Below are 14359 nucleotides of genomic sequence, written 5' to 3' on the forward strand. Positions count from 1 at the left end.
TAATTAATTTAATAAACAGAAAAAATTAAATAATACTAATAAATAATTTAAAAAAATAAAAATAAATAAGTTTTAAATTATTCAAATAATTAGTTTAAGTGATTTAATTATTTTGTATAAATTTATCATATATAAAAATATTTATGTTTTTATTTATATTAAATAGGCATTAATTATAAAAATAAAGTCAAGTAATATATTTATATATTATACTAATATATAAACTTTAATGTGATGAAAGTTACTTCATCATCAATAAAATTAAATTAAAGGAGAATAACATGAGAAAGAAAATTTTATTACCTATTTTAAGTATTTCATTAACAGCAGTTTCAACTATTGCTATTTCTTGCGTAAAACAAGAAGAAAAAAGTTATGATATTAAATTAAGTAATTTTAAATTTAAAACATTAGAAGGCGATATTGTAGATCCTTCAAAAATAGATATTAAAAAAGTTATTAAAGAAAATATAGAATTTGAAAAAAATGGCGAAGATGCAAATAAATTTGAATTTAGCATTACTAAAGTAAAGCCAAATTTTAATAAAAAAGAGTTAGAATTAATTATTGAAGTTAAAGACAAAGAAACAAAAGAAACAATTGGTTTAATTCATAAAAATGTTTTAGGTTTTAAAGGTACAAAAACTAATATTGAATTTGATAATTTTAAATTTAAAAATAAATATGGCATGATGCTAGAAGCTGCCGATGTTTATGCAAAAGATATCAGTGCTCTTGATGTTGTTTATGAGGCTTCAGGTGAAAACTTAAAATATTATAATCATAACGTAAGTAATGTTAAAGTTGAAAATGGTAATTTAAAAATTTATATTGACATTTTTCCCAAAGATTCAAATAATTCTATTGAAACAATTATTAAAACATTGACAGGATTTAAAAAAGATGAATCATCTATTATTGTGCCTGAAGTAAATAATGAAACTAGCGACATTGATACATATTTAAACGCAAGTCAAAGTGAAAGATTTGAAATTGATAATAAAGATTATTATCAACAAATTCTCAAAAGAATTAATTCACAAATTGAATCATATCGCCCTGAAGTGAAACGTAATTCAGAATTAATTGAAAAATTTGATGAACAAGCCAAAAAGCTTGATATTGATTCATATAATCATTTACTTGCCAAAAATTTTACTCTTCCTGTATTAGAAGACGGTGTTAAAAAACTACAAATTTTTGAAGGAGAAAGATTACAAGGGCCATCAAAAACAGACGCTTTTGGAGTACATAATAAATATCTTATTGGCGGTTTAGCTAGAAATCTTATTAATGAAAAATATAAAGATATTGCTCTTCAAACTTTCGCAATTAACTTTACAAATAAAGTTCCAAGAACATTAAATGAAAGAATAATGGATATTGAATACGCTTTTAATGAAACATTTAAAAGAATAAAATACAAAAATGAAGAATCAAATGAATCAGATAAAAAAGATGTTGTTGTTTGAATGAATAATACATTTGCTAGAATGAACATTTTCCTCGATTTAACAAAAAAATATCAACCTTCTCAATTAACAAAAGCTAAAGAAATTGTAAAAGAATATCAAGATAAATTAAAACAATTAGATCAATATAATTTCTTTGCTTCACATACATTTAATGGTGAAAAGTTTGATGAGAATTCAAACTTATCACTTTATAAAAAAGAAGACTATATTTCATATGAGCCTGATAATTATGTATTAAAAAATACAGCAGGAACAATGTGAATTTTAGATGCTAAAGTTGAAGAAAACGGGAAATATCCAACTAAATTCTTTTTTGGAACAAATGTTCATGTTGCAGATGCTTTTGGTGAAAATACTATTTCAATTGCTATTAGCAGACCAAATGAAAGCATTGTTATTAAACAAGAACTTAAACCTAATGAAAATGATCCGCGTTTCGATACCTTTACTTTCCCAATTAGAAAACAAGGAACATTAAAACAAAAAGCTTCAGAAAGTTTATTATCTGCCGGAGAATTGTTTAAAAATATTTTTATGGCTAAAGACTTTTTAAAAGCAAAACCAGCGGATTATTTAGTTAAATCTCAAGCTAAAAAATATCAAGATACTGAAGATTTTGCTGATTTCGCAATTATGGAAATGGACTTTAGCAAAATTAAAGATTTTGAACAAATAGGAATGTATGCAAACAATGATATTGAATCAGTTATATCAATTAAAAATCGCGAAAAATATAATCAAGCTGAATCATTTGCAAAATTATTTACAAATGAATATGCTTCAGAAAAAAATAAAGATAAAAGAATTAAATTATTAAAAGAAAGTTATTTAAAAAACTATGAAAAAATTGATTCGCCTTTAGCCGGCAATATTGCTTCTAATATTGATTCATTATATCTTTTAGGTTATCCTTCAACTCAGTTTGATTATTATTTGAGTATGGGCGATAAAAAATACACTAATTATAAATATATAGCTAATAGTCAATATAAACAATCGCTTTGAATTAATGCTAGTTCAAATTTTGATAATAGTCAAAATATTAACCATGAACGCGGCAATCGTCTTTCATATCAAATAGGACTTAGAAATTTCAAAAGCAAACCTGGTATAGTCGACGCTTTCCTTTCTGTTCCAAATAAAAATGCTGATGCATTTTATCAAGCGCCAGATGGTAAAAAATTTATTAATATGGGACTTGAATATGCACCAAGATTTTATTCTCCAGGTGGCGGAGCTAGTGGTAGTTCAATGAGAAATCAAGATAATGAAATTATTGGAGCATATCATCTTAAATATGGTAATTTCGGCGAAATAGGAACTGGTTTAACAATCGCGCTTAGAAGCGAAGGTTTTAATTATCAAGGCTTATTTGGAGATTATAATTTACCTCAATATGACTTAATATATGGAAAAGGAAAGGAACAAAAAAATTCATATAGAGAACAATTAGGTAAAATATATCCTGATATAAAAACATTCTTATTACCTCACGGAACAAAAGAAGAAGGAATACCAGATGAATTCAAGTTTAAAAATTAATTATAAAAAAAATCAAATTAAAATTGTAACTATCACTTCATTATTATTTCTTTTTATTGGAGTTATAATAACTTTATTCTCAACTCCAATAAGTTTAACATTGAATAAACAACTATTTGATTTATCTAATGATGCAAATATTGAATTTAATATTAGGATTTTATTTAGATTTGTATTAGTTTCATATATTTTTGTTGCATCCATTTATAAAGTAATTTATTCAATAACTGCCGAAAGAGAGTATTCCAAGAAACTGATGCCTATTTATTGGTTATACCTACTTTTAGGTATAATAGCAATATCTTTGTTATTTATTCATCCTCGTTATATTAGTGATATTAATAATATTTATATTTCATTATTATTAGTTCCTTATATGTTATTAAAATCTACCCATATTTTTTTACATTATTTTTTAAGAAGAAATAATAAAGCGGGTAGAATTTCAGCTATTTGATACATTATTAGTATTTTTACAAATATTTCAATTTTATTAGCCTGAATAATACTTTCAATGATATTTGTTCAAGGTATTAAACCGCAACAAAATTGAATCAATAGTGATTATTATACAGAAATTAGAAAGTTTTTTCATCAAAGAGAAAGTGCACAATTAACCGATTCACTTTATAGTTTTATACCAATCTTATTAGTATTTTTATCACTTTCAATTTTGGTAGTTTTTTCAAATATTGTATTTTTAAATGATTATTTTAAAAACATTAAAACGCAGGATAACAAATTAATTATTGCGGGGATATTTTCAATTTTATTTGCTTTAATTGTTTGAGGTATTTATATAACAATTTTAAAAACAATTAATTATCAAATCTTTTTTCAAGATGAAATCAAAGATTTTATTATTTGAATTAGTGTTAATGCAGCTTTAAATTTTATAATTATTACAACATTATTAATTTTAATTCATCATCGTTTTTGATTTAAAATTCAAGCGCTTTTTAAAGAAATTATTCTTTTTACTTTAGCTGTAGTTCAATGATCTTTATTAGTTTTATTTATTTTGCAAAATTCTAATAATACATTGATTAAAATTAACTTTCTTATAACCTTCATTTCAAGCATTGTACTGTTCGCTATTTTACTTAGCAATATGTATCTTGAAAGCCAAAAAAGTGATTTTACTCAACGTTTTGTACTAATTTTATTAGTTATTATGGGATTAGTATTTTGATTGAATTACTTTTTACAATCAAATTCAAATGAAAATTTGAACATTGCATTTTATCCATTTTGAACAAATCAACTAATATTAATAATATTTAGTTTAGTTTGTTTATTATTTTTAATTGTAAAAGTTATATTTACAATTCATTTAGCTTTAACAAGCCGAATTATTAGAAGAAAGGAAATAAAAAATGAAGAAAAAAGATAATGTGCAATATTTTGATTTATTCAAACAATATGATGAATTAAAAACTAGTGATAAATTGATTGATAATAATAAATTAATTAGCACAACACTTCTTAATGCTAATTTAGGTTATCAATCTGAACAATATAAAGAATTTCTTGCTAATTTTGAGTTAGCAAGAAACAATCGTTGATATATCAAATTTGATAAATTTGTTATTGGGTTTGCTCAAAATTTACGTTTTGGTTCATTAGCATTATTACCAGTATTAATTGATCAAGATGATTCTTCAGTTGAAACATTAAACTTATGTTCAAATTTAAATAATCAATTTTTAACTACATTTAATGAAATAATTAATCAATTACTTGAAACAGATGTTGCTGTTGAAGTTGTTGAAGGAATAATTTTATTTAATTCTGAAGTTTCTAATGAAATTAAACTTTTTTTCTCAAAAGAGTGAATTTCATATTTAAGGATTGAAAATGGAACTAGGTAAAATTGAAAAGAAATATAAAAATATTCAGCATATTTCTAAAAAAGTTCAAAATGATAAGAATATTTTAACCATTAGTATTATGAAAAAATCTAACATTATTAATAATAGTGTCGAGTTAGCAAGAAACTCTCAATATATTCTTGAGTTTTTAAAGGAAAAATATAATATTGATGGTTATTTAAAACCACGTAAAATACCTTTTTTTAAAGGTAATAGCAAGGAATTATGAATTTATGTAACTGAAGAAAAAACAAAATTAACTAATCCACATGAAAGATATGAAAAATTAATACTCAAATCTAGAAAGAAAACTCGAGTAGATTTTATTACTGTTGGTGAGGCAGCTTTTAAATTTTGCAAAAAGAATCGGTTTAACATTATTAAAAAGTTTGAAGGTAAAGAAACTGACAAAATTAGAGAAGAAGTAGCTAAATTTATAACTAAAGTTTCAGAAGTAGAAAATTACAAATCAATTAAATTTATTATTAATTCCAATAAAAATCTTCATGGTTACTTTACCTTATTTCCTTTTGAAAATTCTAATATTAATTTGTTATATCGTAATTCAACTAAACAACATTTAGAAAATGATATTAAAAAGTATCAAATCATTCCTGAAGTTAATGTTTTTATTAAATCATTAACAAGAATATATTTGTTTTATTCAATTTGTTCTTTAATGCTTGAATCTAACTTATATAATGCAAAAGTTAGCTTAGTAGCACTAAATAAAACAATTAAAACAATTGATGAAATGATGTTAAAACTTAAAAGAAAAATTTCAAGAGTTAGAAGAGAACTTGAACTTGAAGAATTAATTATGCTTACTAATAAGACACAGGAGGAATAATGGAAATAGCAATTTACTATTCAGATGATGTGAAAAAATTCTATAATTCTACTTTGTCTTATTTTGATAACGATATAGAAAAATGAGTAGAAATTAAAAAGCTTACAATTGGTGGATTTGAAGATATTATTTTTCAAATAAAATCTTCAAATGAAACTTTATATACTTTTCTTTCACAAGCACAACTAATTTGTGAAGAAAAACATTTAACATTAAGAGGAACTTCAAAGATTAATCTTTTTATAAAAGCAGAAACTAAAATTAAACAAAAAGAATCTCATTATATTAAAAGAATTAATCAAATAAATATTCTTAAAAGAGTTGATTTTCGTCTTGAAGATGCAATTGAAGAAGAGGAAATAATTTCTAAAGCTTATCGTCAAGAAATTATTAATAAGTTAAATCTTATTGAGGTGGAATATGAGTAAGATTTGAAAATTATTAATGCCATTAACAATAGCTTGTCTTCCTCTTGCTCTTGTTTCGGCTGAAAACGAACCGAAAAAAGAATTAACTGAAGAAGAGAAAAAGAAATTAGAAGAAGAAAAAGCTGCAGAAGAAAAAAAGAATAATCCTGAAGAATATACAAAACTTTTTAATAGCAAGGGTAAGGACTTTCTTAAATCTATTTTTAATGAATTTGTCAAAAAACTTGATGAAAAGATTATTGATGGCAAGAAAGCATATGACAATGCTGAAAAAGAAAAAGATTTTGAAAAAATTAAGGATGCTGCTTCTGAAATTCTTGTATTTGAAAAATATAAAGAATATTTTACAAAAAAAGATGATGACGAATATGTTTTAAAAGATGAATTTATTAATAATCCTGAGAAGTATGGAATTAGTTTAACTTTTTTAAAAGCAATTACTACTGCCAAAAAGTTAACATCGGCTAAAATTAAATTTGATGGTCGCGATTTTGTTGATATTGTTACTTCACAAGATAATAACTATGACAAAATCTTAAATATAGGTGGAAAAATTGATGATGAAAAAGAAATTGTTAATCCACTAACATATAAAAAAGTTGATGAAAAAATTGCAAAATATTTTTCTGCTTTAAAATCAAAGTTTGAAAAAATTTTTTTACCTGATGAAATACCAAAAGTTAAATTAAGATTGGAAATTAAACATGAAAAAGTTGAATTTGTTCCAATTATTGATGAAAAATTTGATGGCGATTGAGATAAATTTCTTAAGAAAATTTTCCAAAATGAATTTATTAAATTTGATTTAGAAAATAATAAAGTTAAAGACGAAGAAAAAGAGAAAGAAAAAGAAAAGCCTCAGCCGCAACCAAAACCGCAACCAAAACCAAAACCAGCACCACCAGATCAACCTAAACCTGCACCACCAGCAAAACCTAAACCTAGTGATCAAGAACGTGATTTTCCAAAAGAAAGCAGTCCGCAAGTACCGCATGATCCTCAAGCAGAAATTCTTAAAATTCCTGATTTAATTCCTTATTTTGAAAATATAGATTCAAGAAACTTTCTTGATGCTAATCACTTTTTACAATTAATAGATCCTAAAAAACCAATATTTTTTAATCCTGTTAATACACGATATTCATATAGTTTAAATTCAATTACTGGTAGTGGCAATAAAATTAGTGTTGAAGGCACAATTACCGATTTACTTGAAGCAGATCGAGGAAAAAAAATTTCAAGAACTTTTAAAACAAATGTTTCATTAGATGAGTATCGTTATAAACAAATTGATTTGGCAATTGAAAAGAATAAATATTTTCAAGAAAAAATGAAAGAGTTTTATGATGCTCTTAAAGTTGGGGAACATCTTGATTATGAAAAGTTGACTTTACCAGAACAAAAAAGCACACTAAGAAAAATAATTGAAAGAGGAGTTTTATTTCTTCTTAATGAAAATGAAAGCAAAATGCAATTCTTTTTAAAAGAAGATTATTCTGTCAAGCAAGCTTTTGATCATTTTATTAAATATTTAGTAAGCTTAAAAATTGAAGGAGATGAGCTTGAGGCTAATCTTAATTTACTTCAAGCTCTAGCTGCCCAAAATGATCGTATGTTTAAATTAACGATTTTTGAAAATATTTATAAAAATGAAGATGCTGTTATTAAAATTAATCGTATTTATGATAAGTTAAATCTAGAAAAAGAACAAGTTAATGAGTTTAATCGTAATACATTTTTAAGTTTTAAACAATTAAACAGAATAATGAAATCTGATATTGTTGATTACACATCTTGATACGATAAATATGTTAGAGCAACAGCAATTGCGCTGAACAATGCTTCAAAATTATGGCAATTAGGTAAAAATTTTGCTAAAACTGATTTAGAAAAAGATGGCGATATTTTTAGAAATATTCAAAAAGAAATTAAAGATATTAATAAGGCAATAAAAAGAGAACAAGATACATCATTAATCATTATTTTTAGTGTTTTCATATTCTTAAGCTTAATTATGATGTTATTAGGATTTATCATGATAAGCAAAAACAACAAAACAAGAAATAAATTAATTATTATCTTATTAACATTAGGTAGCTTCATATTAGCAGCTGGCATTGTTGGATTATTATTAATTTTAATATAAAGGAGAAAAGATGAAACAACCTATTATTAAAACAATTCATGATTATATTGTTTCCGTTGAAGGTAAATTTGATTATAAACAAAATCAAATTTTTACAACAAAAGATCAAAATGTCAGAATGTTTGTTTTATCAGCAAGTAAAGACCAAGCTAATTTAATAATTAGTGATAAAAATTATCCATTAGTTTTAGGTGATGAAATTTATGAAACTAAAGATTCTCTTGAAGTAGAAACCTCAAGAAGCATGTTTGGAAAAATTGTTGATATTTATGGAAAAACAATTTTTCCAGTTGACCAAAATCAAGAAGAAAGTGATATTTTTCCACATAAACATAATGCTTTTGGTGTAGCTCACCAATTGCTTAGTGTTCAGGAATTAGATCAACAATTATTTACTGGAATTAATATTATCGATTTAATGATTCCGATTGGTAAGGGTCAACGTGAACTTATTATTGGTGATCGTAAAACTGGTAAAACACATATTGCTTTAAATGCCGTTATTAATCAAGCTAAACTAAATACAAAATGTATTTATGTGGCAATAGGGCTTAAAAAAGAAGATTTAATGAATATTTACAATCGCCTTAAAGAACATGATGTTCTTGATAATGTTATTATTTTATTTGCTGATTCTTCAAATGCATATGAACAATATCTATCTCCTTATATCGGAATGGCTCATGCTGAAAACATTTCATATGAAGATGATGTTTTAATCATTTTTGATGATTTAACTAAACACGCTAATATTGTAAGAGAAATGTCACTGCTTTTAGATAAACCTGTAGGAAGAGAAGCAATGCCTTCAGAATTATTTTTCTTACATTCTTCTTTACTTGAACGTTCTGGTAATTTTGTTAATCGAAAAACAATTTCGGCTTTACCAATTATTTCAATTGTTGATAATGATTTAACAAGTTTAATAGCTTCAAATGTTATTTCTATTACTGATGGTCAAATTGTAACTTCTTCAGATTTATTCTTAAAAAATAAGTTGCCAGCTATTGATATTAATCTTTCAGTTTCAAGAACAGGTTCTTCAGTTCAAAATTCAATTGTAAGAAAAATAGCAAAAGATATTGTTAAGTGATTTTATGCCTATAAAAATCAACTTAAATTAGCATCAATGGATTATGAACTAAATAAAGAAGCCGCTCGAAAGATAGGGCGTGGTAAACAGATTGACAAGTTATTAGAACAAAGAGGAATTAGCATTTACTCTCAAAATCAACTTATTCTTGGTTCACAAATTATTATTTGAGACTTACTTCTTGAAATCGACGATAAAAGAAAAGCTTTTGAATTTATTCAAGAATTCATTACTAAAGATCAAAAAGCAGCCTCAATATTCCAAAATATCATTAATAATATTGAATTTGATCGTCAAATAGCCAAAAACTATTTTAAATATGCTATTTATAAATTTTCTTCTACTTATAATCTTAATTGAAATATTGAAGTAGAAAATTCATATATCATTAATAATGAAAAAGAATTATTTAATGAAATTAAAAACAATATAGGAGTTGATAATGGCGAAAATAACTAAACTATGAACAGATACTGTTCAAGTAGAATTTGCTAAAGGTTCTACTCCTAAACTTAATAGTATTTTAACTCTTCATAATGGTAAAACATATCTTTTGACTAAAAGAATTATTGATGATGAGAATGCTAAGGCTGTTATTATTTATAAAGATGCTAATATCGCTATTGGCGATGAAGTAGTTGACACTAAAAGCTCATTTCAAGTACCAGTAGGTCAAAATATTAAAGGTAATATTTTTTCATTTGATGGTAAACCAATGATTAAAACAAGTAAAAAAATTCAATATATTGAAATGAATTCAAATACTGATAATAATAAATTAGATATTTCTTCACCGATTATTCTCGAAACAGGAATTAAGGTTATTGATTTCTTTTCACCAATTGTTAAAGGAAATAAGCTTGGAATTTTTGGTGGAGCTGGTGTTGGAAAAACAGTTTTAATGAAAGAAATTATTTTTAATGTTAATAGAAATAATAAAAATACTGGGAATATTTTTATCGGTTCTGGAGAAAGAAGTAGAGAAGGAGTTGAGTTATACAATGAATTAGTTAAATCTAATTTAATGAACAACTCAACACTATTTATTTCGAAAATGAATGAATCACCTGGTGCTAGGATGTCAATTGTACCTATTGGTGTAACAGCAGCTGAATATGCACGTGACGTTAATAAAGAAGATGTTCTTTTATTTGTGGATAATATGTATAGATTTATTCAGGCTGAAAATGAAGTAAGTGCTTCTTTAGGTAAAAAACCTTCTATTGGGGGATATCAAGCAACACTTGATACTGATATTGCAAATATTGAAGAGCGTTTATATAGAAATAATAATGGCTCAATTACTTCGTTTCAGACAATGTTTCTACCTATGGATGATTTAAGTGATCCGAGTGCTGTTTCAATTTTTAATCACTTAGATGGAAATATCGTACTTTCAAGAGCAATAGCTGCTAAAAATATTTTTCCAGCTATTGATCCAATGGAATCAAATACTAACTCGTTAAAAGTAGATTTAGTTGGACAAAAACATTTTGACGCTGTTGCTAAAGCAAAAGCCATTATAAATAAATATCGTGATTTAGAAGATGTTATTATGATTTTAGGATTTGCTGAACTTGATGATGATAATAAAAGAATTGTTAAAATTGCTTTACAACTTGAAAACTTTTTTACCCAAAATTTCTTTACAACAGAACATTTTACAAATAGTCCTGGTGTATATGTAAAAATGGAAGATACAGTTAATTCTGTCATTAAAATTTTAAATGGTGAATATATAGAACAAACTCCCGATATTTTTAGTTATATAGCTGATGTTTCATCCTTAAAAACTGATGCTGAATTAAAAGAAGAAGAAAAGGAAGTTGAAGATGAAAAAAAATAAGATGATATTATCAATACTTGCACTAAGCACACTTATTTCTACACCTTTAATTTCACTTAGCTGTATAAAAACTCAAACTAAAGATGAATTTAGGGCACAAGTTGAAGATAGTTTAGAATTTAATAATGAAGAAATTAATATTCATCAACTTGATAAGCTAAATGTTTCAAGTGATGCAATATGATTTAATAATCAAGAAGTAGTTTACAGTATTAGAAATCCAAAAATTGTTACTTCAAGCGTAACAGGTAAACAACATGTTGAGTTGACTATTGCTGTTAAAGATAAACAAACTTCTAATGTTATTTTTACAATTAAACGTCAACTTTCAAGTTTTAAAGAAATTAGCGAAAACGATTGAGAAGAAATTATTAAAAATTACAATAAACAAACTAAGTTTGAATGAAATACTCCTGAAGAAGTTAATTATAATCTTAATATAACTCATAAAGATGTAAAGATTATTAATGATAATGCTAAAAGAGTTGAAGTTGTAAGTGTTTCTTCAACATATGATGAAATAGTTTTTGGTTACAAATTACACTTTGCTACTCCTGATGCTAAAGAGCGTGAATCTGAATTATTCATTTCTAGAGTTAAAAAAGATCAGCTAGGTAGACCTGTTGTAACTTTTAGTTATAACAATAATGAAACAACGCAAAACATTGTTACAAATATTCACAATCAAATTGATGAGCCTGTTGGTATTAAAGAGGATCAAAAAATTTTAAAAGCATTATATTTAGATGAAGAACAAAATGTTGAAGTTAAATTTGTAAATGGCAAAAGTGATTATAAGTTTACAAAAAATACAACACTTTATCCTAAATTTGTCGAACCTACAATTATTTATGTTCTAAATCAAAATAAAACTCAAGATTCTAATCGAACAATTACTCTTGGTGCTAATGGTAAAGTAAATAAAAAACAATTAAGTTTAAAAGAATGAGGTGGGCCTGCTATTAGTGCTAAGAAAAAAGTTGGAAAATGATTAGTTTTAGAAAATGGCAAAGAAAATGAAGAACTTGATTTTGATGAAGAAGGTAATTCAACAAAAGTTTTTGAAGATGGAGAAACTTATAAGATTTTTCCTAAGTACATAGATGCTGAAGCAGCTAAATTTAATTTACTTACCCAAAAAGGTAAATCATTAGGGCAAGTAGATGCTACTTCTGATGGAAAATTACCTAGCTCTTCGCTTGCTTTTCATGATTTTGGTAAAGAAAATCCTGAACTAGATGGTAAAGAACCTGAATCTTTTTATTTAGATAAAGAATTTAAAAGACCTATTTCAAGAGCATTATCATTTAAAAATGATACTGTTAATGACGTTTATGTAAAATTTAAAAATATGGTTAAGGTAGAGCTTTACCCTATTAATGCGCCAAGCGATATGAATAGTACGCCTTATTATTTTTATATTAATAGTAAATATAAAGCAGTTGAATCTTCATTAGCTGAGAAATTTGATCCTGAAAGTTTATTATCTGAAAATGAAAAATCAGGCAATAAATTTTATTCATATGATTATTTAGTTAATAATTTAAATATTAAAGATGAAAATCCTGAAGAATCAGAATCATATGCTCTAGTTTTAAGAAATGATCCTGAATTAGAGCCTGTTGATATTAATGAATTTTCAACATTATATAATTGATACAGAAATAAAGATACTGTTCAGTTAATAGCAATTGCTCAAGAACCTTACGAAAAAAAAGTTAAAAAAGCAAGAGGGGTATTTCTTTCAATTTTAGATTCTTTTAAAAAAGTCAATCATGCTATATTAAATAATAAGTATGGCGTATTAAAAGAAATACCAGAAAAAGAAATTAAAGATTATTGGAAAATTTCAACGACTAAAAAATTAGAAGAAGAACAAAAAGATTATTCTTATATTGATAATTATATAAAGGTGAACGGCAATAATGGCGGCGGCAATGATGCTTCTATTAATTGAGAGTTACAAGTAAATGCGGCTATTGAAATTATGGAATTAGCAACTAATTTATTATTAGGTGGCGCTTATACTTATAAACAACTTGAAAATTTTATTAATAACTTAACAACAAGACTTGAATTATTATTGTTAAAAATAATTAATAATAAGGATCAGATTATGTTATTTATGCAAAATCTTAGATTTGCGGTTATTAAAATTGTTAAAAAGAATCGAAAATATTTAGATTCTACTGGTCAATTCTTTGTTAATAATAATGGTTTGGCTGAAAAACCCGATATTGATACCAATGAAAAAAAAGTTGTTGAATTAGATATTAATAAAACTTATGATGAATTAGAATATGATGGAGCTAGATTATATTCTATTGAATTTCCTAAAAATAATGGAAAAGAAAATGAAGCTAAACAAGCTTCTACTAGCAAAAAAAGAGTAGTAAAAATAGAATTAGGTAATGGTCCGAAATATATTATTTATTCTATTTTTGATCATATAATGGCGCAAGTGACTAGATGAGTAGAGTTATTAGGCTACAATAATAATAATAATGCAACAAAAATTCGAGATGTTTTTGAATTATTTATAGGTAGATTTACTTCAGTAGGTAAAGAAAATGATATGGAAAACAAAAAAGTAAATACAAGTATTGATAATTATTATTTTAGAGAAGCTAATTCATTTGATAATAAAAATATTGAATCAACAGATTACAGATGAAGATTAGATAATTATGCACAAAACAATGGATTATACTTAAAATATCAGTCCATCGTTAGAGGAATGTGAGAGCTTATTGATAAGTATAATAATGATAATAATATTAATGAATTAATTGATGGAATTCAAGATTTAATTCCTAAATTAATTAGAGCTATTAATATTATTGGTAGTATATGAGGTAATGGCAAAGATAAAGAAAAAAATGGCGAATTTCAAGACGGAATAACTATTAGCCCTGCAAATAGATATGCTATCGAAAATATTGTTGAACAATTAATTGGAAGAAAAAGTATTTATAGACAATTAATTATTAAAGATAAATAAGAAATACAGTTTATTATTAAACATCCAGAGGATGTTTTTATTTATTTTTAAACTTATAATAATTAGTTTTTATACCTTTAAAAAGCATTATTTTATATAATAAATAA

General features: G+C 25.0%; 9 protein-coding genes. All 9 read left to right on the plus strand.

The features are described 5' to 3' along the window. Positions 1–281: 281 nt before the first annotated feature. The 9 genes from mip to QMA87_RS02725 are packed head-to-tail and all read left to right on the plus strand — an operon-like array spanning position 282 to position 14252. Positions 282–3017 carry an Ig-specific serine endopeptidase MIP gene (mip, locus tag QMA87_RS02685; protein WP_283833817.1) on the plus strand — a complete coding sequence of 912 codons (2736 nt, stop codon included), beginning with the start codon at positions 282–284 and terminating at the stop codon, positions 3015–3017. Further along, on the plus strand, positions 2995–4410 hold the full coding sequence (locus QMA87_RS02690; protein WP_283833818.1) for an MSC_0624 family F1-like ATPase-associated membrane protein: 1416 nt from the start codon (positions 2995–2997) through the stop codon (positions 4408–4410). The genes mip and QMA87_RS02690 overlap by 23 nt, the downstream gene beginning before the upstream one ends. Then, entirely contained in the window at positions 4394–4888 is a 495-nt protein-coding gene (locus QMA87_RS02695; protein WP_283823822.1) for an MSC_0623 family F1-like ATPase-associated protein, read from the plus strand. Before QMA87_RS02690 ends, QMA87_RS02695 begins: the two co-directional genes overlap by 17 nt. Continuing rightward, complete coding sequence (locus tag QMA87_RS02700) at positions 4875–5738, plus strand: MSC_0622 family F1-like ATPase gamma subunit (RefSeq protein ID WP_283833819.1); 864 nt, start codon at positions 4875–4877, stop codon at positions 5736–5738. Before QMA87_RS02695 ends, QMA87_RS02700 begins: the two co-directional genes overlap by 14 nt. Beyond that, positions 5738–6166, plus strand: coding sequence for an MSC_0621 family F1-like ATPase epsilon subunit (locus QMA87_RS02705; protein WP_283823820.1), 429 nt, complete (start codon positions 5738–5740; stop codon positions 6164–6166). The genes QMA87_RS02700 and QMA87_RS02705 overlap by 1 nt, the downstream gene beginning before the upstream one ends. After that, the gene (locus tag QMA87_RS02710; protein ID WP_283827102.1) at positions 6159–8312 is read left to right on the plus strand and encodes a hypothetical protein; all 2154 of its coding nucleotides are present in this window, start codon (positions 6159–6161) and stop codon (positions 8310–8312) included. Before QMA87_RS02705 ends, QMA87_RS02710 begins: the two co-directional genes overlap by 8 nt. Positions 8313–8322: 10 nt before the next feature. Next, a complete protein-coding gene (locus QMA87_RS02715; protein WP_283830398.1) occupies positions 8323–9864 on the plus strand; it encodes an MSC_0619 family F1-like ATPase alpha subunit in 1542 nt (513 codons plus the stop codon). After that, positions 9848–11251 carry an MSC_0618 family F1-like ATPase beta subunit gene (locus QMA87_RS02720; RefSeq protein WP_283823817.1) on the plus strand — a complete coding sequence of 468 codons (1404 nt, stop codon included), beginning with the start codon at positions 9848–9850 and terminating at the stop codon, positions 11249–11251. Before QMA87_RS02715 ends, QMA87_RS02720 begins: the two co-directional genes overlap by 17 nt. After that, positions 11238–14252 (plus strand): variable surface lipoprotein, encoded by a 3015-nt coding sequence (locus tag QMA87_RS02725; RefSeq protein WP_283833820.1) that lies wholly within the window; start codon positions 11238–11240, stop codon positions 14250–14252. Before QMA87_RS02720 ends, QMA87_RS02725 begins: the two co-directional genes overlap by 14 nt. The last annotated feature ends 107 nt before the right edge of the window (positions 14253–14359 follow it).

The sequence above is a fragment of the Mycoplasma phocimorsus genome (assembly GCF_030077875.1).
Classification (GTDB): domain Bacteria; phylum Bacillota_I; class Bacilli_A; order Mycoplasmatales; family Metamycoplasmataceae; genus Mycoplasma_H; species Mycoplasma_H phocimorsus.